Origin of the sequence: Flammeovirga sp. MY04 (genome assembly GCF_001682195.2) — a bacterium.
GTDB classification, from domain to species: domain Bacteria; phylum Bacteroidota; class Bacteroidia; order Cytophagales; family Flammeovirgaceae; genus Flammeovirga; species Flammeovirga yaeyamensis.
In genome coordinates, this window is record NZ_CP003560.2 from 3,259,762 (window position 1) to 3,279,836 (window position 20,075).

Consider the following 20,075-nt stretch of genomic DNA (forward strand, 5'->3'; position numbering starts at 1 on the left):
TTATTTATAACACGGTGTGTTATTTTTGTATAAATCGAATAGAATAATCATTTATTAAAAAATGATTTTTTACTTTTACATCGTAATCAAAAAACTAAGTAAAAACGTGTTGGAACGATTTCTTACTTATGTGATGCGATGATTTAAAAACAAACGAATCAACACTATTTATTTCAACATATGAAACTAGCAGTAGTAGGAGCAACAGGACTTGTGGGAGAACAAATCCTAAACGTTATCAAAGAAAGAGGTTTCCACTTCGATGAGTTATTATTAGTAGCATCAGCAAGATCTGCAGGTAAGAAATTCACTTACGATGGAAAAGAATACACTGTAGTTACAGCTGAAGACGCTATCGCTCAGAAGCCGGATATCGCTATTTTCTCTGCTGGAGGTGGTACATCTTTAGAGTACGCTCCAAAATTTGCTGAAGCAGGTGCTACAGTAATCGATAACTCTTCTGCATGGAGAATGGATCCATCGAAGAAATTGATCGTACCTGAAGTAAATGCAAAGTCTTTAACTAAAGAAGATAAAATTATTGCAAACCCGAACTGTTCTACAATCCAAATGATTGTGGCTATCGGACCTTTGCACGAAAAATATAAAATCAAACGTGTTGTAGTTTCTACTTACCAATCAGTAACTGGTTCTGGTAAAGCTGCAGTAGATCAATTGTTCGCTGAAAGAGCTGTTTCTGCAGGTCAAGAGCAAGAAGTAAACAAAGTTTACCCTCATACAATTGACTTAAACGTTCTTCCTCACATCGATGTATTCCAAGACAATGGTTATACTAAAGAGGAAATGAAGATGATCAACGAAACGAAGAAAATCTTAGAGGACGATTCTGTAAAAGTTACTGCTACTACAGTTCGTATCCCTACAGTAGGTGGTCACTCTGAATCTGTAAACATCGAGTTCGAAAACGAATTCGACGAAGCTGAATTACGTCAAATTCTTGCTGATGCTCCTGGCATCATCATCCAAGACGATCCAGCAAACAACGTTTACCCTATGCCGTTGACATCTCATAACAGAGACGAAACTTTCGTAGGTCGTATTAGAAGAGACGAAACTCAAGAGAAAACTGTCAATATGTGGATCGTTGCAGATAACCTAAGAAAAGGTGCAGCAACTAACACAGTTCAAATTGCTGAATATCTTGTATCTGCAGGACTGGTTTAGTTAGAAAGTAGGAGTTAGGAGTTAGGAACTAATAACTAATAACTAATAACTAATAACTAAGTTCTGGAATTAATAGATTTAAAGGAAGCTGAGTACACTTTAATGTGCACTCAGCTTTTTTATGCTCTAGGTATAGACTTGTAAGTCAAAGATTTTATTAATATTTCACCTACCCTAGCGCTAGTCTCCAGACTGGTGCCCGCCTTATGAGGAGCATAAATTCAGCACCTATTAGTTATTCCTTATTACATAAACCGAGATCGGGAGATCTCTAACGTTCATGGTCACCGATGACGCTTCGCTTAACATCGGCGCCAGTTGCCCTAACTCCTAACTCCAAACTCCTAATTAATTTAATTTCCATCTATTTTAAAAACATCCTTTCCCTATTACAAACCTCCGAACTAGCACCTGCGTTATGAGGAGCGTTAATTCAGAACCTACTACCTGCTACCTACTACCTAACAAATTGGTTTATTTAACACCCTTTTTTTCAATCACTTGATCTATCTTGTTAGTTTTGAAGTTCGGACTTGATTGTGTGTGAGTCCACTATGTATTTTAGAGGATAAAAATAAATTAATTTGGAACAGACAATTACTAAAAAAGGAAATCCACTAGCATTACTTCCATTGCTAACATTCTTGGTGAGTTACTTATCAGTCTCACTTATTACTAACGACTTTTACAAAATGCCTGCAACCGTTTCTTTCTTGTTGGCATCTATTGTTGCTCTAGCGATGAACCCTAAAGCAACTTTGAAAGAAAAAATCTCTACATATACTCAAGGAATGGGACACTCAGACATTATGCTGATGTGTATTATTTTCTTGTTAGCAGGAGCTTTTGGCAACGTGAGTAAGTCGATGGGTGCCATTGACTCTACGGTGAATATGGCACTAAATTACCTTCCTAGTCATTTACTGATAACAGGCTTGTTTATCATTGCTTGTTTTATTTCTATATCGGTAGGTACTTCTGTAGGTACGATTGTCGCTATCGCTCCTATTGCTGTTGGTATTGCTGAAAAAACGGGAATGCCTGTAGGTATTGGCTTGGGTGCGGTTATCGGTGGTGCCATGTTTGGTGACAACCTATCGATGATTTCTGATACAACTATCGCTGCAGCACGAACGCAGGGTGTAGAAATGAGAGATAAGTTCAAGGCGAATATCAAGATTGCTTTACCTGCAGCTATTCTAACGATACTTATCTATGTAGTAACCACAAGTAATATTCAGCTTAACTTGGAACAGAGTTATGATTTCAGTTTCATCAAAGTGATCCCTTACTTGGTTGTTCTTATCGGTGCTTTATTAGGAATGAATGTGATGGTCGTTCTACTATTAGGCACATTGCTTTCAGGTATCATCGGTATATCTACCGAATCATTTGATATTTGGGGAATGATTGCCGCTACCTCTGAAGGTTTTATGGGAATGTCAGAGATTATCATTCTTTGTTTAATGATTGGAGGTGTAGTAGCCATCACTCATAAAAATGGAGGAATTGATTTTATCATTTATGCCATTACATCTCGTATTAAATCAACTAAAGGTGGCGAAATTGGAATTGCCATCTTGATTATGTTTATCGATATGTGTACTGCCAATAATACTATTGCCATAATTATTGGAGGTCCTATCGCCAAAGAAATAACAGATAAATTCAATATAGATCCGAAAAGATCTGCTAGTATCTTAGATACTTTCTCTTGCTTTACACAAGGTATTATCCCTTATGGTGCTCAGATTTTAGTAGCGGTAAGTGCTGCTGAAGCTATCACTCCACTAGGTGTGATTCAATACTTATATTATCCATTTATTTTAGGAGGTTGCGCATTGGCTTATATCTTTTTGATGAAGAGAAAATAATCGTATCGTACCATCTGAAAGAGGGTGTCTCATTTATTCACTTTTCCTCGTATCATAAGCCCCTGAATGAAATCCGGGGCTTATGATACGAGGTTTTATTGAATTATGGGACATCCTCTTTTTTTACACTACCCCATTCACAAACTCTACTAAATCCTCTCCCTTCTGTAAGCCTAGTTTTTTCCTCAAACGATATCGAGAAGTATTCGCACTTTCTGGTGATATTCCTAAAAGTCTCGACATTTCTTTACCAGTAAAGTTCAACTTCACTAAAGCACATATCTTGAGATCGTAGGTACTTAAGTTTGGATATTTCTCCTTTAGATTTTCAAAGAAGTCTTTATTGGCAGAGGTAAATCGATGTTCAAACTCCAGCCAACTCGTATCTTGATTGACTTTGATCGAATTGAGCACAGATCTCAACTCCTTACTTCCCTCCTTCTTTTGTAGTTCTTTCAATTTATCTTTTACAGTAGCCAACACCTCATCTTTAGCAATAATTTGAAGTGTCGATTGCGTCAATTCTTTATTCTTGATCGCTAATATTTGATCGTTTTTCTCCTTTTCTAAATTTTGTTTCTCCACCATCATTCGACGCTCATTTTTATAATTTTTCTTCATCAGTCGAATTCTCGTAAATACCAACCAAGTGATAAAAATGAATACTAAAGTGAGGATACCAATCGACAACCATAAGATTTGCTTCTCTTGTGTAACATTCTGAATCTTCTGTTGAGTAATGATTTTTTGTTGTTCTTGTTCCTTCTTTTTGTAGACATCATTAATCTCTAACAAAAACCGGTTATTCTCACTCTTGCTACTATATAACCATTGATCTAATGTATAAGCCGCATTTAAATAAAATAAGGCGGCCTTCTTATCATTTACCTTGTTTAATGCGGTAGATAGCTTTTTATAAATATCAGGTACAAAGTTGATATGTGCTCTATATTTCATGGCAGCATCCGCAGAATGTAGATAGTTTTTTATGGCCTTTTCATACTGATGAAGTTCCATAAACATATCAGCATACAATGAATAAAAAACTACATGATAACTCTTTACTTGTTGATCTTCAATTTTGGGTAAGATTTCATCAAATAGTTTTTGAGCCGATGAATATTGTTTGCCTTCTGATAATAAATAGGCCCTTTCTGACTTTACAATTAGTTCCGAAAAATCCCCTTCAGTAGGAATCATCAAACAGCTATCAAGATAGGTATTTGCTTGGTCAAGATTTTTATCATAACGGTAATGTACAGCGATCACAAAATAGTTTTTCCTAAGATTTATTTTCGGAACTATCTCTTGATTTACGAGTAAGCGATTTATTTCCAATGACTTTTTATAGTAAGTCAATGCTTGATCTCTCTTCTCATAAAGGCTATAGAGAATCCCCATTCCATCGTACACTCTTGCTCTTAGTTCAAGATTTTCTCTTTCGTCCAAAAGATCTAAAGCCGACCAATAGGAAGCATAAGCTTTTTGATAATTTACTCGATTGCAATACAATTCACCCAATTGAATTCTGGTCTCTACTTTATCAAAAAATGATTGTGTATCAAAGTTCTTTTCTAAAGATTGAATTAAACTATCGTTTTCAATTCCTTTTAAAAATGAAGGTGAAATTACTTTTCTAGTTTTAATATCAAGGTATTCTTTTCCAATAATATCATTTGATAAAAACGAGAGAACAATCAAGAGATTAAAAAATACGTACAGTCTATCAGTATATATTCGATTCATTACGCTGTCTAGTTACAATCTGCTTTAAATATCATTTAAGTAAAGTTTTCTTCCAATTTTATTGATGTAAAAATAACACTTGTCTATAGAGAGTCTATACATCTCTTACCTAAATATATGTAAATAATAATCATATTGACCTTACTAAATTAATAAAGTGGTCACGCACTTATCTCGGAATTACCATCAAATGACTTTTTCAAACATGAAAGAAAAATTTATTTTTTTCTCACTTCTTGCTATTCTATTGGGAACATCTTCCTGTTCTACCAAAATGCCTGAAGAGGTAAAACTAGCTTATGAGGAACTTCCTCAAACTCTTAATTTCAATAAGGATATCAAACCTATTTTATCGGATAAATGCTTCGCTTGTCATGGTCCCGATAATGGAAAAATAAAAGGCGGACTTCAACTGCATACTTTTGAAAAAGCGACAGCAGAACTTACAGAATCAAAAGGTAAATATGCTATTGTTCCAGGATCTCCTAATAAAAGTGAGGCGATCAGAAGAATATTAAGTAAAGACCCTAATGAGGTGATGCCTACTCCTGAATCTCACCTTAGCCTAACTGATGACGAAAAAGCTACTTTAATTAAATGGGTAGAAGAAGGTGCACATTATGAACCACATTGGGGATTTATGGCATTAAAGACATCAGATGTTCCAAAGGGATTAAAAAATTGGGGGTATAATGATATCGATAAGTATGTTGGTGAACGACTAAAACAAGAAAAGCTTACGCCAAACGAAGAGGCGGACAAGGAAACTCTGTTAAGACGTGTCTCCTTAGATTTAACAGGCATCTCACCAACTATAGAAGAGATCAATCAATTCGTCAACGATAAATCACCTGATGCTTACGAAAAACAAGTAGACCGTTTATTGAATTCTAAGCATTATGGTGAAAAGATGGCAACTGATTGGATGGATGTAGCCCGATATGCTGATACACATGGATATCAAATTGATCGTCCAAGGGATATGAGTCCTTGGAGAGACTGGGTAATTGCCTCCTTCAATAATAATATGTCCTATGATCAGTTTATTACTTATCAATTGGCTGGTGATTTATTTCCGAATCCCACTCAAGAACAAATATTAGCTACGGGTTTTAATCGTTTGCACCCTCAAAATGCTGAAGGTGGTATTGTCGATGAAGAATTTAGAGTAGAATATGTAGCGGATAGAACTGCGGTTTTAGGTCAGGGTTTAATGGGATTGACTTTGGCTTGTGCTCGTTGTCATGATCATAAATATGATCCCATCTCCCAAAAGAATTACTATGAGTTTTATAGCTTCTTCAATAACATCAATGAAACAGGTCAGATTTCTTGGGACCCCGATGACATTCCTGTTCCGACAATGATGTTACCTACCAAAGACCAAGAAGAAGTGATCGCTTATCTAAAAAAACTATGTGATGATAAAGAGTTGCATCAAAAACAAGTGATTGCTCAAGAAACTCCTTTAGCCAAAAAATGGGTAGAGAATAACGGTTATCAGAAAATCAGTAAAAAAACACTGTATAAGAGTCGTGTGGCTGAGTTTAAATTAAACAATAGTTTAGTCAACTCGAAGACGGGTAAAAAGGCAAAAATGGATCGTCAATTTTCTTATAATGAGGTGGCGAGTTATACCGATGGTAAATTCGGTAAAGGTGTATTATTAAATGGAGATGCTTGGATCGATTTAAAACCTGTTGGTATCTACGATAGAAATGATCCTTTCAGCATCAGTTTGTGGGTAAATATTACGAAAGATCTAAAAGAGGGGGTTATTTTCCATAAAAATCAAGCGGTAATGCTTCACTCCATGAAAGGCTATACCTTGTACCTAAAAGATGGAAAATTGCAAACCATATTGGCCCATACTTGGCCTGAGAATGCCATTATAAACAACTCGAAAAATGATATTCCAAGAGATGAATGGGTGCATCTATGTATGACTAACGATGGACGAAGCAAAGCAAATGGTATTAGTCTATACATCAATGGTGAAAAGACTGAAATGGAAGTGGAGAAAGACAACCTTACGAAGAGTATCATTTTCCATGACTATGAAGATATTATTTATGCTCATCCTATTGAAAAAGGGCTTCAAATTGGTGCTCGATGGAGAGGTTTAGGATTGAAAAACTCCAAGGTGGATCAAATAGATGTTTTCTCTAAAATGCTTACTCCTTTAGAGGTAAAACAACTCTACAGTCCATCATCATTTGATCAATTACTAGCAAAAAATCATACAGAATTAACTCAAGATGACCGTCAGTTATTGGTGGATTATTTTATTCATGAGGAATCGGATAATTATCAAAAAGCGGAACAAGAGTATTTAACAGAGAAGAAGAAATTGGATTTCACTTTAGATACAGTTCAAGAAGTGATGGTGATGAAAGAGATGGAAACACCTCGTCAAGCTTATATTCTGGAAAGAGGTGTGTATGATAATTACGGTGAAAAAGTGTATCCAAATACACCATCAAGTATTCTGACTTTCTCTGATGAACTTCCTAAAAATAGATTAGGACTGGCTCGCTGGCTCACAGATCCTAAGCACCCTTTAACGGCTCGAGTGGCTGTAAATCGATACTGGCAAAACTTCTTTGGTCAAGGTATTGTAGAAACGACTGAAGACTTCGGTAACCAAGGAAAATTACCTTCTCATCCAAAGTTATTGGACTATTTGGCCAACTCTTTTATTGATAATGGATGGGATATCAAAAAGTTGAATAAAATGATTGTGATGTCGTCTACCTATCGTCAAAGTAGCTTATGTTCTGATGAAATGAGGGAGAAAGACCCCGATAATGTTTTATTGGCACGAGGTCCTCAATTCCGTTTAACTTCAGAAATGATGAGGGATAATGCACTTATGGCAAGTAATCTTTTGATCAAGGAAGTCGGTGGTAAATCAGTTCACCCCTATCAACCTGATGGACTTTGGGTCATGAACGGAGGTAAATATCAACAAGGTCAAGGAAGTGAGTTGTATAGACGATCGCTTTACACTATTTGGAAAAGAACTGTCCCCAACCCAACTCAAGCTACTTTTGATCAACCCGACAGAAGTGAGTGTACGGTAAGACGACAAAAAACAAACACACCTCTTCAGGCATTGGTGCTATTAAATGATCCGACCTATATCGAAGCATGTAGAAAATTGGGAGAAGAAATCGCTCTACATGATAAGTTAGATGTGGGGATCAAGAAGACGTATAAGAAACTGACTGGCAAAAATATCTCAGACAAAGAACTGAGTATTTTAATGGGGGTACATACCAAAGAAAAAGAACGTTTCGAAAATTATCCCGATAAAACCAAAGGGTGGCTTACTATGGGGCATTATCAAGTAGACGATAAACTATCGAAATCTACCGTGGTGGCCAATGCTATTGTGGCCAGTGTAATCTTAAATTCAGACGCTACTATTACAAGAAGATAATCATGTGCAATCATCATAAAAAAATTAGATCGAACAATAAAGACCTTCAATCTGTCGAAAAGAAAATGGATAGAAGGAAGTTCCTGCAAACCACTTCTATGGGTTTAGGTGCAGCAGCGCTTGGTTCTTTATTTGGAATGGATAAATTGTTCGCAAAATCAAATCCTCAGCCAAAAGGAATTGAAGATATTATGTCTTCATTGCCTCACTTTATGCCAAAGGCGAAACGTGTGGTGTACTTATTCCAAAGTGGAGGTCCATCACAATTCGAAACTTTTGATTATAAACCCAAATTGATGGACATGTTTGGGCAGGAATTACCCTCCTCAGTTCGACAAGGTCAGCGATTGACGGCAATGAGTGCCCAACAATCATCTTTACCTATTGCTCCATCAAAATTTAAGTTTAATAAGCATGGTAAATCTCAAACTTGGGTAAGTGAGTTGTTACCGCATACCGCAGAAGTAGTGGACGATTTATGTATTATCAAATCGATGTATACCGAACAAATCAACCACGATCCTGCGATTACTTTTTTCCAAACTGGACATCAATTGCCAGGTAGACCTTCTATTGGTTCATGGTTAAGTTACGGCCTTGGATCAGACAATAATAACTTACCATCTTTTATCGTGTTGACTTCTGGTAATTCTGGTCAACCGCTGTATTCAAGACTTTGGGGAAATGGATTCTTGCCGACCCAACATCAAGGAGTACAATTTAGATCGGGTAAAGACCCTGTATTGTTCCTCAATAATCCAGAAAATTATCATCACGAAGACCGTGAAGATATGTTGGCCTATTTAAAAGATTTAAATGAGGTGCAAAATTCAGCTTTCGGAGATCCAGAGATTGATGCTAGAATCAAACAATATGAAATGGCCTTCAGAATGCAAACGTCTGTCCCTGAAGTAACCGATATGTCTGATGAACCTGATCATGTCTATGATATGTATGGACCGGATAGTAGAACTCCTGGAACGTATGCTGCCAATTGTTTAATGGCTCGTCGTCTTTTAGAAAAAGATGTGAAGTTTATTCAATTGTACCATAGAGGATGGGATCAGCACATCGGTTTACCTGGTGGAATTAAGAACCAATGTAAAGCCACTGATCAACCCACCGCGGCCTTCATCAAAGACTTAAAGCAACGCGGTTTATTGGAAGATACTTTAGTGATTTGGGGTGGAGAATTTGGTCGTACTGTATACTCTCAAGGGAAATTAACCGCCAATGATTATGGTCGAGATCATCATCCTAAATGCTTCTCGATGTGGATGGCGGGTGCTGGTGTGAAGCCTGGTATTACCTATGGTGAAACAGATGATTTCAGCTACAATATTGTAAAAGATCCTGTTCATGTTCACGACTTCCATGCAACACTGATGCACATTATGGGGATCGATCACGAGAAACTCACCTTTAAACATCAAGGGCGTCGATTTAGACTGACGGATGTTCACGGTAATGTGGTGAAAGATATTTTAGCTTAATCGACTATCAAATAATTATTTGAAATGAATACTAGAAGAGATTTTTTAAAGAAAAGTGGAATCGTATTAGGAGGTGCCTTATCCACTCCACTGTATAGCTTCAATATTCTTAAGGGAGCAAAAAAAGAACAAGAAATTTTAGGTCATGGCGACTATCAATATAAATTAAATCGAGATTGGGCAAAGATCAGTAGCGTAAGAAATCCTTTATTGAATTGTCATGAAATGGTGATGGACTCTAAAGGTCGTTTAATCATGATGGGTGATCATACGGACAATAACATCCTCATTTTCGATAAATCGGGTAAGCTTCTTGATTATTGGGGAACTGCTTATCCCGGTGGACATGGTTTGACATTGTCTCAAGAAGGTGAAGATGATTTTCTCTACCTCACCGATTCAGGTTGGTATTTAGATCGTAGAGGCAAAATGATACATCATAATGGTAGAGTGACTAAAACAACTACGGATGGTCAGGTCATCTTTGATATCGGACACCCCCAAACTATTGGTATTTATCAGCCTGGAGATCATTTCTGTCCTACAGAAGTAGCAGTAGGTCCAAATGGAGATATTTATGTGGCGGATGGATATGGTAAAGACTTTATTATTCAGTACGATCAATATGGCAAGTACATCAGACACTGGGGCGGACACGACAACAAAGACAATAACTATAACTTGTTCAATGCCCACGGAGTCACTATTGATAATCGTGATCCTAATAATCCACTTTTATGCTGTTCATCAAGAAATGAAAGTACTTACAAATGGTATACGTTGGATGGCAAATTCGTCAAGAAATTAAAGCTCACCAACATGTATATGTGTCGATCTGTATTTGATGATCAAAACTTATATGCCGGCGTATGTTGGTCGTCTCCTACTAATGCAGGAGGATATGATTGGACAAAACATACTGGATTTGTGACTATTCTCGAAGGTGATAAAGTGGTCTCTAACCCTGGAGGTACTGCTCCAAAATACGAAGACAATGGTGAATTAGCACCTTCTTTCCAACTAGAGCATAAACCTATTTTCCACGGCCATGATGTATGTGTGGATGAGGATAAGAATTTGTATGTCTGTCAGTGGAATGCGAATAAGACAGCACCGTTGATGTTGGAGAGAGTTTGATATTAGGTAGTAGGTAGTAGGTAGTAGGTAGTAGGTAGTAGGTAGCAGGTAGTAGGTAGCAGGTAGCAGGTAGCAGGTAGCAGGTAGCAGGTAGCAGGTAGCAGGTAGCAGGTAGCAGGTAGCAGGTAGCAGGTAGCAGGTAGCAGGTAGCAAAGTTAACGCTCGTTTTTAATTAGGAATTAGGAGGTAGGAATTAGGAGTTTCTAAATTAACGCTCGTTTTTAACTGATTACTTAGGAACTAAGGGGCGGAAATTTGCTATGTGAATAGGGTATCAAAAGCCCAGGAATTTATTCCTGGGGATAGTTTTTTAGACATTATTAGAATTTAATTTCAAATGGATTTTTCAAACTTTTCAATATTTATAGGTCGTTTTCATCCTTTATTGGTGCATTTGCCCATTGGCTTTTTGCTGTTGGCGATGATCTTTGAGGTGGCTACTCAATTTAAGTGGTTAAAGGATACTCAAAAGGTGATATCATTTACTCTTTTGGTGGGTGGTATTAGTGCAGTGGGAACTTGTATTTTAGGTTATTTATTGGGGCAATCGGGAAGTGATTATAATGAGACTACTTTAGATAATCATCAATGGGGTGGTATTATCACTACTTTGATAGCGTTTGTTTGTTATTTCATCAAAAATAAAAAGTTGCATCCATCTGTTTATCCTTCCCTATTGGGATTACTAGTCGTGGTGATGTCTTATACTGGTCACCTTGGGGGAAATTTAACTCATGGATCAACTTACTTAACTCAATATGCTCCCATTCAATTTGGGGATGATCATGTAGAATCTTATGCGATGGCAACTACTCCAGAAGAAGTCATTGTTTATGGTCATTTGGTGAAACCTATTTTAGAGACAAAGTGTGTGAGCTGTCATAATCAAGATAAAAAGAAAGGGCAGTTATCATTATCAAGTAAAGAGGATATTCTAAAAGGTGGAAAAAATGGTTCTTTTATCATTTCAGGCTATGCTGAGGCTAGTTCATTCATTCAAAGAGTCAGCTTACCCCATGGACATGAAGATATTATGCCTCCTGAAGGAAAGAAAGGTCTAAGTGATGAAGAGATAGCTTTATTAACACTATGGATTAATCAAGGTGAAGGCAGTTTCGATACGCTCTACTCAGCACTTGATATTCAAGAGGAATTACACACCTACTGCATGACAAAATTAGGTTTTGTAGCAGCTCCAAAAGATCAAATTACTTTAGCTGAAATACCACAAAGCAACATCAAAAAATTAGAGGAGAAAGGATTTCAAATTAGGGAATTGGTACCTGGAACAAACGCTTATGATATTACTCTTCCAATCAAAACAGATCAAGCCAAAGAATTATTACATCAATTATCAGAAATTAAAGATAATATCGTTTGGTTAGACCTTAAGGGACATCAATTAGATGATGAAAGCGTGAAATTAATAGCTGAGTTTAGTGAATTGAGAAAACTAAATTTGAGTAAGAATCCGATTACTGATAAAGGCGTAAAATCACTTCAACAGTTAAAACATTTAGAGGTATTGAACTTACACTCTACGAAGATCACAGAAGCTAGTTTGGCGTATTTTGAAGATCATGAGAGCGTGAAGAAGATTTATTCTTGGAATACTAAGATTTAGGGTTTTAGGTAGCAGGTAGCAGGTAGCAAAAAGCTCCACATATTTCACCATCCAAACTTCAAATTTTGAATCAAAAAAAAGCTCTCACCAATGAAGACGAGAGCTTTTTTTGCCTTACAGCTTTATTTCTTATTAACTGCCTGCAAGTGCTTCTGCACCGCCAACAATTTCTAGGATTTCGTTGGTAATTGCTGCCTGACGAGATCTGTTGTAATCCAACTTCAATGCTTTCAATAAGTCTCCAGCATTTTCAGTTGCCTTATCCATCGCCGTCATACGAGCACCATGTTCTGCCGCATTCGAATCAAGTAAGTGCGAATAGAAGTTTACCTTAAGTGTTTTAGGAATCAATTCTGATAAGATTTTATCTTTCTCTGGCTCAAAGATATAATCAGCTTCCTGACCGTTATCTTCTTGCTCTTCAGTGTTGTTTTCTAAAGCGAAAGGTAAGAATTGTTTAGCTCTAACGATTTGTGTTGCCACATTTTTAAATTCGTTATACACCATCACAACCTGATCAAACTTTCCTGAAACATAGCCATCCATAGCATATTCAGCAGCTTTTCTAGCACCATCAAAGTCAAGGTTATGGAACAAGTTCATAAACTCGTTATTTACTTGATGACCTCTTCTTCTGAAGAAATCGGCTCCTTTAGAACCAACTGCTAGCACTTCAACTCTACCTGCTTGATGTTGTTTTGAGTATTCCTCATTGATCAAACGAGTAGCTTCTTTTTGAATATTCGAGTTAAAGGCACCTGCCAAACCACGGTCTGAAGTAACTACAATTACAAGAACGCTATTCACTTCTTCACGAGCCTCAACGAATGGGCTAGAAAAATCAGTACCAAGTGCCGCAGTAACGTTTTCAAGGATAGACGCCAACTTATCAGCATAAGGACGCATACCTGTTACACGGTCTTGTGCTCTACGCATTTTTGCCGCAGAAACCATTTTCATGGCTTTTGTGATTTGTTGCGTTGAGTCTACAGAGGAGATTCTCTCTTTTACTTCTTTAAGACTAGCCATTTTCTAATGAGTAATGAAAGTGAATTAGCAATAGTAATTTATAAATTACCATTGCTAATTGCATATTATAATTAAGCCTTGTGGTTTTGAGCTACCTCTTCACCTACTTTCTTAAACACTGCAATGTGATTGTCGCCCCACTTACCGGCAGCAACTTCGTCCATTACATCTTTGTGTTTAGTTTCAAGAACTTCTAAGAATTCGTTTTCAAAAGCTTTCACTTTAGTTTCTGCAACAGGGTCGGTAATACCGTTTGAACCTGCCCAGATAATAGCGATTTGCTTTTCAACAGTATATGGAGAGTACTGTGCTTGCTTTAAGATCTCTGTGTTCTTACGACCACGATCAATTGTAAGCTTAGTAGCTGCATCCAAGTCAGAACCAAATTTTGCGAAAGCTTCTAGTTCACGGAACTGAGCAAGGTCAGTTTTCAATTTACCAGATACTTTCTTCATACCTTTGATCTGAGCGTTACCACCTACACGAGAAACTGAGATACCTACGTTCATCGCTGGACGGATACCTGCGTTGAAAAGGTTAGTTTCTAAGAATACCTGACCGTCAGTAATTGAGATCACGTTTGTAGGGATATATGCTGATACGTCACCTGACTGAGTTTCGATAATTGGAAGGGCTGTTAAAGATCCACCACCTTTTACCAAATGCTTGATAGACTCAGGCAAGTCGTTCATGTTCTTTGCAATATCATCCGATGTGTTGATTCTAGATGCACGCTCTAAAAGACGAGAGTGAAGGTAGAATACGTCACCTGGATATGCTTCACGTCCTGGAGGACGACGAAGAAGAAGTGAAACCTCACGGTAAGCTACCGCTTGTTTCGAAAGGTCATCATAAACTGCTAATGCAGGACGTCCAGTGTCACGAATGAACTCACCAATTGCTGCACCTGCGAAAGGAGCAAAGTATTGCATTGGAGCTGGATCAGAAGCGTTAGCTGCTACTACAGTAGTATAAGCCATTGCACCTGCTTTTTCTAATGCCTGAACAATAGTTGAAACAGTTGAAGCTTTTTGACCAATTGCAACATAAATACAATATACTGGCTCGCCTTTATCGTAAAACTCCTTTTGGTTGATGATTGTATCAATCGTCACCGCAGTTTTACCTGTTTGACGGTCACCAATAATCAATTCACGTTGTCCACGACCGATTGGAGTCATAGAGTCAATTGACTTGATACCTGTTTGCATTGGTTCATCTACTGGCTGACGGAACAATACACCTGGAGCTTTACGCTCGATAGGCATTTCGTATAAATCGCCTTCGATTTCACCTTTACCGTCGATAGGGTTACCTAACGCGTCTACAACACGTCCAAACATACCCATACCTACTTTAATAGATGCAATACGTCTAGTACGTTTTACTGTATCACCCTCTTTGATATCTGTGTATTTACCCATAATTACGGCACCTACATTATCTTCTTCGAGGTTCAATACCATACCTACGACACCTGATTCGAATTCGATCAACTCGCCAGCTTCTGCATTAAGCAAACCGTATATACGAGCTACACCGTCACCTACTTCCAATACTGTTCCTACTTCTTCTAAATCCGAAGAAGCTTTGAAACCTGTAAGTTGTTCCTTCAGGATCGCAGACACTTCGTCTGGTCTTACTTGAGCCATTTTTGTATCTGGATTTGAATTTTGACTATTCTTTACTAAAAAAGTATCACTCACATTTGGGGATACTAAAAAATTAATTGAAAGCTACTTTCAATTGTTGTAACTGAGACTTCACTGAGCAATCCAATTGCTTGTCGCCAACAGTTAAGATATAACCACCGATAAGAGAGGCATCTACTTTTTCTTCCAATACCACTGTCTTACCAGTAGATTTTGTCACCTTCGCAACTAATGCATCTTTAGTAGAAGCATTTAGAGGAGTCGAAGTAACTACAGTAGCTCTTTGAATATTTTTTACTGCATCAAATTCTGCTTTGATGGCAATAACGATTTCATATAAAGCCGAAGTTCTATTCTTTTCTACCACTAGGTTGAAAAGTTTATTTGTAAGATCAGTTACCTTAGATGAAAAAATTTCCTTAAGGATAGCTGCTTTTTTCTCAGCTTTAATGATTGGGCTACTCAAAGCATTTGATAGTTCACGGCTACCTTCAATAGTAGACATGATCAACTCTGCATCAGCATACAACGCATCCTGATTTCCTTCTTGGGAAGCTACAGAGACAAAAGCTTTTGCATAACGTGTTGCTACTCTAGATTCTGCACTCATGGTTATGATTTATATACAGCGTAAAAAACGCGTGTTTCTCAAAAAATTAGATATTTGCGTCTTCAACTAACTTGGCTACAAGTTCTTGTTGAGCTGCATCATCAGATAATTGCTTACGGATTACTTTCTCAGCGATATCTAAAGAAAGTTCAGATACAACACCTTTGATTTCAGCCAACGCTTCTCTTTTTTCTGCATCAATAGAACTTCTTGCATCGTCCACGATTTTCTTCGCTTCAGATTTAGCTTGTTCTGTTGCTTCAGCAATCATTTGATCTGCTTTTTTCTTCGCAGAAGTAATGATTTCTTCTCTCTCTGCACGAGCTTTCTCTTTTTCCTTCTCGTTTTCAGCTTTTAGATTAGCAATATCTGCTTTTGCTTGTTCAGCTGCTTTAAGAGCATTGTCGATAGACTCTTCTCTATCTTTTAAACCTTTTGAAATTACTGGAACGATCTTCACTCCGATAATCGCGAATACGATTAAGAAGAATAATGTGTTCCAAAATAAAAGACCTATACCAGGAGTTATAATATCCATCTCTTAATAATTTTGCGTGAGCGTTCTGACGTTTCTTTGTTGAAAGATACCCACCGCCGGGCAAACCCCTGTTGCGATGGATATCCAAACAAAATGTTTCTTGAATTTAGGGATTAACCTAAACCGATCAATAGACAAACTACTACTGCGAATAGTGCAACACCTTCAATCAAGGCTGCTGCGATAATCATTGCAGTTTGTAGGTTACCAGCGATTTCTGGTTGACGTGCCATCGCTTCAACAGCGTTACCACCGATTTTACCGATACCGATACCTGCACCGAATACTGCTAGACCAGCACCGATAGCTGCACCTAATTGACCTACGTTACCACTTACTTCTAATAAGATTGAAAGTAATGACATTTGAATTTTGTTTAAAAAGTTTATAAAAAGAAACGTATATGAAGCTTTCGCTTGCGCGAATATCATTCATTTGATTGTACCTAACAACTTACAGAGCAATTAATTAACTTAATTTCAGTAAATTGCGAGATTTCTTAGTGATGATCTGCTACTGCCGAACTAATAAACAGTGCTGATAACATCGTAAATATATATGCCTGCAGGAATGCTACAAAGATCTCCATAAAGAATAATGGGATGATGATAAATGAAGCAACTCCACCTACCCACCATTTTCCAATGATGAATACCAATGACATGAACGATAACAATACAATGTGACCACCTGTGATGTTAGCGAACAAACGAAGCATTAAGGCAATTGGCTTGGTAAACAAACCGATAATTTCTACTGGAATCATAATCGGAGACAACCACCAAGGTACACCCGGTGTAGCAAAAACGTGTCCCCAATATTGCTTATTACCACTGAAGTTTACGACTAAGAAAGTCATTACAGCAAACGTCATTGTGAAAGCAATATTACCTGATGAGTTTGCACCACCTGGAAGTAAGCCCATCAAGTTGTTGATTAATATAAAGAAGAATAGTGTAAGTAAATAAGGTAAGAACTTGTCTGTCTTTTTACCTAAGTTAGGAGCAATTACTTCGTCTCTCATGTAAAGAATTAGAGGTTCGAAGAAAGATTGGATTCCTGAAGGAGCTTTACCTACATTCTTTTTGTATCCTTTTGAGATTGCAGAGAACAAAATCAACAAAACAACTACAGATAATGCAGTTGACGTAGCATTTTTTGTTAATGAAAAGTCATAGATTACTTGATTTTCGTTATCAACATTTACAATGTGCTCATGGTGATTAACGTAAGTACCATAATTACCTTTTACTTTAGCATGGTGCAAGAAATCTCCTGAAGAGAAAAATTCAAAACCATTACCCGGTACATAAAGAATCACTGGTAATGAGATACCATAATGATGTTCGTGTCCGTGTTCATCTGTTGTCGTGATTAATGACCAATGATGTTCATCTTGAACGTGATGAAGGATAGTTGCTACTGGATCATAACCACTATCTGAAGCTTCTTCATGACCATCGCTAGCCAAAAGTGTCGAAGATTGTAAAAGTGCTGAAAAAAGCACTGCTAGCATTGCTAGACGGCTGTAAAAAGATAAATAATTACTTTTCATTCTTATAAAATCACTCATTTCCCCGATTTACCCTGCAACTTATGGTATAAGCAAATAATTTCAAAAATTGTGTAGGCAAAATAAAAAAAGAAGAAGCATAAAATAAAGCTCAACTTTTCTGTCTTGTCTGCATTTGCTTTTAAAAAAAACAGGATAAAAACAGTCAATGATAATACTAATCGGATCAAGACTGTAGCCATGTAAAATGTGTGAAAAGTGGGTCCGTTGCCGGTATCCGCACCTAAACACGTTATTTCAAATGACATTACCGCTAAAACAACATTGAAGATTAATTCATGATAAATGAAGCGGCCTAAATCAACTCCAAAGTGAGATGCTAACAGTATAAAAATGACAAATGACATTGTCACAATTAGCAAACCGACGTAGAAGCGTGTTCGAAAATCTAGATGCATTATAAAATTTCCAATTCTTCTAATTGGAATCGATTGCAAACATAAGGTAAACGAATTTAAACTTCAAAATGACATGGGTCATTTTTTTAGAAAATTGTCAACTTTACCTTTTTTTTTCATTATCGGGTCCTTTTTTAGATATTTTCTGTAATCCTTTGATTAAAATATACAAGGATGCAAACACTCCAAAGAGTAACAACCCTATGGTAAAATATGGTCCCTTAGTTTCAAAATACTCATCCAAATACTTTCCTCCGAAAGCACAGATTAATAATGTAACTATCATTTCTGTGCTTACAGAAGAATACTTAATAAAAGTAGAATATTTCTTTGAGTACTTTTTCTCGTCTGAACTATTTTGCTTTTCCATTTTCAACTTTCTCCTTTTCATCCACTGCATTTACAGTCTCTTGAGAAGTTGATGTTGTACTTGTTAACAATGGTTTTTCATTTCCCATTTTACAAGTTCCATTAAAAACAGCACCTGGATCAATTGTCAAAGACTTTGTAATGATATCACCGTGAATTACAGCAGATCCTCTTAATACCAAGTTTTCTGCTACTTCTATACGTCCATGAATTTCACCTTCGATCTCTGCATTTTGAGCAAAAACATCCCCCTCAATCTGACCATCATTTCCTAGAAAAAATTTAGAATGACATTGAAGGTTACCAATGATCTTACCATCCATTCTCAAAACACCATGAGTCTCCACATCTCCTTTTAGTGTAGTTCCATGTCCGATAGTGTTATTTGTAGCAGTTCCTCCTTGTGGTACAGGTGCTACACTTCTTTCTTCGTTATTTCCGAATAATCCCATAATCGTAATCGTTTTTCTTTTAGGTTAGAGTACAATCCTAATGTGTCTATAAAATCTATTCAAATGCAATGAAATCCACTGGGTCAACAGGGATTCCATTGTACCATAATTCAAAATGTAAATGCTGACCGTCTGTCATTTCTCCACTGTTACCAATAATGGCAATAATATCCCCTGCTCTTACAGACTCACCCACTTTTTTAAGCAACACGGAGTTGTGTTTATAAAATGACACTACTTGCCCTTTGTGTTGAATACCTATAACATAACCAGAATCTTGTGTCCAAGAAGATAAAATAACTGTCCCTTCAGAAATCGCTTTTATTCCTTCATTTCTTTTTGCTAGAACATCCACACCAAAATGAGACTCCTTTAAACTAAATTTTTTAGAAAGCACTCCATTAGAAACAGGAGGAAAGAAAAACACGTTCTCTATTCCAGAATAATTGCTTGTTACTGAAGTCGGCTTTAATTCCACTCCTTCAAATTCACTTCTAAACAAGGAATCTACAGGATCAATAGTTTTTAAATCAACTTGAATATCTGATACCTCTTCGGTATTTACAATTTTTGCTTTATAATCCTCTTCATCATCTACTTCTCCATCAATAATTGCCTTGATAGTAGCCATATAAACATCTTTTTCATCAGATGCTATCTTTAGAGAATCAAGTGACCTTTCCATTTCAATCAACTTTCTATCTGTCTCTCTATAAGCCACCCTAGGGTCAAAAATTCTAGATAGCAAAGTGGTTGCGAGAAGAAAACTCAAAACTCCTAAAACAGAAAATATCATCCCTAAAACCAAAAGAATCTTCACATAACTAAATCTGTATGCTGCTCTTTCAGCAAAGGTTTCTTCATCTCTTACGACCAAAACAAATCTAGTGGTTAGCCACTCTGATAACGTTTTTCCTTGTTTCTTCATCAAATTATCTCCTTGTTAAGAAGTT

General features: G+C 36.9%; 16 protein-coding genes. 6 read left to right on the plus strand and 10 right to left on the minus strand.

The window, feature by feature from the left end; all coding sequences use genetic code 11:
- Positions 1 to 180: 180 nt before the first annotated feature.
- Complete coding sequence (locus MY04_RS13105) at positions 181 to 1,185, plus strand: aspartate-semialdehyde dehydrogenase (protein WP_066210203.1); 1,005 nt, start codon at positions 181 to 183, stop codon at positions 1,183 to 1,185.
- Between the two features lie 584 nt (positions 1,186 to 1,769).
- Positions 1,770 to 3,059, plus strand: coding sequence for a Na+/H+ antiporter NhaC family protein (locus tag MY04_RS13110; protein ID WP_101958149.1), 1,290 nt, complete (start codon positions 1,770 to 1,772; stop codon positions 3,057 to 3,059).
- Between the two features lie 123 nt (positions 3,060 to 3,182).
- On the opposite strand, the gene MY04_RS13115 is transcribed toward MY04_RS13110, so the two are convergent.
- Entirely contained in the window at positions 3,183 to 4,805 is a 1,623-nt protein-coding gene (locus tag MY04_RS13115; RefSeq protein ID WP_066210205.1) for a tetratricopeptide repeat protein, read from the minus strand.
- Between the two features lie 205 nt (positions 4,806 to 5,010).
- Here MY04_RS13115 and MY04_RS13120 point away from each other — a divergent pair, with 205 nt between their 5' ends.
- The 4 genes from MY04_RS13120 (at position 5,011) to MY04_RS13135 (ending at position 12,501) form a co-directional block, all read left to right on the plus strand.
- Positions 5,011 to 8,247 (plus strand): DUF1553 domain-containing protein, encoded by a 3,237-nt coding sequence (locus MY04_RS13120; RefSeq protein WP_066210206.1) that lies wholly within the window; start codon positions 5,011 to 5,013, stop codon positions 8,245 to 8,247.
- A 2-nt stretch (positions 8,248 to 8,249) separates the two neighbouring features.
- Positions 8,250 to 9,740, plus strand: coding sequence for a DUF1501 domain-containing protein (locus tag MY04_RS13125; protein WP_066210207.1), 1,491 nt, complete (start codon positions 8,250 to 8,252; stop codon positions 9,738 to 9,740).
- A 24-nt stretch (positions 9,741 to 9,764) separates the two neighbouring features.
- A complete protein-coding gene (locus tag MY04_RS13130) occupies positions 9,765 to 10,877 on the plus strand; it encodes a 6-bladed beta-propeller (protein ID WP_066210208.1) in 1,113 nt (370 codons plus the stop codon).
- A gap of 337 nt (positions 10,878 to 11,214) precedes the next feature.
- Positions 11,215 to 12,501, plus strand: coding sequence for a c-type cytochrome domain-containing protein (locus MY04_RS13135; RefSeq protein WP_066210209.1), 1,287 nt, complete (start codon positions 11,215 to 11,217; stop codon positions 12,499 to 12,501).
- Between the two features lie 132 nt (positions 12,502 to 12,633).
- Here the strand turns inward: MY04_RS13135 and atpG are convergent, their stop codons facing one another.
- The 9 genes from atpG to MY04_RS13180 form a co-directional block, all read right to left on the minus strand.
- Entirely contained in the window at positions 12,634 to 13,530 is an 897-nt protein-coding gene (atpG, locus tag MY04_RS13140) for an ATP synthase F1 subunit gamma (protein ID WP_066210211.1), read from the minus strand.
- A gap of 71 nt (positions 13,531 to 13,601) precedes the next feature.
- Positions 13,602 to 15,182: a F0F1 ATP synthase subunit alpha gene (gene atpA / locus MY04_RS13145; protein ID WP_066213276.1), complete on the minus strand. Its 1,581-nt coding sequence runs from the start codon at positions 15,180 to 15,182 to the stop codon at positions 13,602 to 13,604.
- A gap of 73 nt (positions 15,183 to 15,255) precedes the next feature.
- Positions 15,256 to 15,792, minus strand: a complete 537-nt coding sequence (gene atpH, locus MY04_RS13150; protein ID WP_066210213.1) for an ATP synthase F1 subunit delta — start codon at positions 15,790 to 15,792, stop codon at positions 15,256 to 15,258.
- A 46-nt stretch (positions 15,793 to 15,838) separates the two neighbouring features.
- The gene (atpF, locus tag MY04_RS13155) at positions 15,839 to 16,330 is read right to left on the minus strand and encodes a F0F1 ATP synthase subunit B (protein WP_066210214.1); all 492 of its coding nucleotides are present in this window, start codon (positions 16,328 to 16,330) and stop codon (positions 15,839 to 15,841) included.
- Positions 16,331 to 16,443: 113 nt separating this feature from the next.
- Positions 16,444 to 16,695, minus strand: coding sequence for an ATP synthase F0 subunit C (gene atpE, locus MY04_RS13160; RefSeq protein WP_044222836.1), 252 nt, complete (start codon positions 16,693 to 16,695; stop codon positions 16,444 to 16,446).
- 134 nt (positions 16,696 to 16,829) lie between these two features.
- Positions 16,830 to 17,903, minus strand: a complete 1,074-nt coding sequence (gene atpB, locus MY04_RS13165; protein ID WP_236941072.1) for a F0F1 ATP synthase subunit A — start codon at positions 17,901 to 17,903, stop codon at positions 16,830 to 16,832.
- A gap of 501 nt (positions 17,904 to 18,404) precedes the next feature.
- Positions 18,405 to 18,671 carry an AtpZ/AtpI family protein gene (locus MY04_RS13170; protein ID WP_066210217.1) on the minus strand — a complete coding sequence of 89 codons (267 nt, stop codon included), beginning with the start codon at positions 18,669 to 18,671 and terminating at the stop codon, positions 18,405 to 18,407.
- Positions 18,655 to 19,122, minus strand: a complete 468-nt coding sequence (locus tag MY04_RS13175) for a bactofilin family protein (protein ID WP_066210218.1) — start codon at positions 19,120 to 19,122, stop codon at positions 18,655 to 18,657. The genes MY04_RS13170 and MY04_RS13175 overlap by 17 nt, the downstream gene beginning before the upstream one ends.
- Positions 19,123 to 19,177: 55 nt before the next feature.
- On the minus strand, positions 19,178 to 20,050 hold the full coding sequence (locus MY04_RS13180; protein ID WP_066210219.1) for a M23 family metallopeptidase: 873 nt from the start codon (positions 20,048 to 20,050) through the stop codon (positions 19,178 to 19,180).
- Positions 20,051 to 20,075: the final 25 nt, after the last annotated feature.

Excerpts from the sequence above, each read along its gene's own strand:
- MY04_RS13175 (WP_066210218.1), bottom strand. The coding sequence starts at position 19,122 with ATGGGATTATTCGGAAATAACGAAGAAAGAAGTGTAGCACCTGTACCA.
- MY04_RS13115 (WP_066210205.1), bottom strand. The coding sequence starts at position 4,805 with ATGAATCGAATATATACTGATAGACTGTACGTATTTTTTAATCTCTTG.
- atpH (WP_066210213.1), bottom strand. The coding sequence starts at position 15,792 with ATGAGTGCAGAATCTAGAGTAGCAACACGTTATGCAAAAGCTTTTGTC.
- atpE (WP_044222836.1), bottom strand. The coding sequence starts at position 16,695 with ATGTCATTACTTTCAATCTTATTAGAAGTAAGTGGTAACGTAGGTCAA.
- MY04_RS13180 (WP_066210219.1), bottom strand. The coding sequence starts at position 20,050 with ATGAAGAAACAAGGAAAAACGTTATCAGAGTGGCTAACCACTAGATTT.
- MY04_RS13105 (WP_066210203.1), top strand. The coding sequence starts at position 181 with ATGAAACTAGCAGTAGTAGGAGCAACAGGACTTGTGGGAGAACAAATC.
- MY04_RS13120 (WP_066210206.1), top strand. The coding sequence starts at position 5,011 with ATGAAAGAAAAATTTATTTTTTTCTCACTTCTTGCTATTCTATTGGGA.
- MY04_RS13170 (WP_066210217.1), bottom strand. The coding sequence starts at position 18,671 with ATGGAAAAGCAAAATAGTTCAGACGAGAAAAAGTACTCAAAGAAATAT.
- atpA (WP_066213276.1), bottom strand. The coding sequence starts at position 15,182 with ATGGCTCAAGTAAGACCAGACGAAGTGTCTGCGATCCTGAAGGAACAA.
- MY04_RS13125 (WP_066210207.1), top strand. The coding sequence starts at position 8,250 with ATGTGCAATCATCATAAAAAAATTAGATCGAACAATAAAGACCTTCAA.
- MY04_RS13130 (WP_066210208.1), top strand. The coding sequence starts at position 9,765 with ATGAATACTAGAAGAGATTTTTTAAAGAAAAGTGGAATCGTATTAGGA.
- atpF (WP_066210214.1), bottom strand. The coding sequence starts at position 16,330 with ATGGATATTATAACTCCTGGTATAGGTCTTTTATTTTGGAACACATTA.
- atpG (WP_066210211.1), bottom strand. The coding sequence starts at position 13,530 with ATGGCTAGTCTTAAAGAAGTAAAAGAGAGAATCTCCTCTGTAGACTCA.
- MY04_RS13135 (WP_066210209.1), top strand. The coding sequence starts at position 11,215 with ATGGATTTTTCAAACTTTTCAATATTTATAGGTCGTTTTCATCCTTTA.
- atpB (WP_236941072.1), bottom strand. The coding sequence starts at position 17,903 with ATGAGTGATTTTATAAGAATGAAAAGTAATTATTTATCTTTTTACAGC.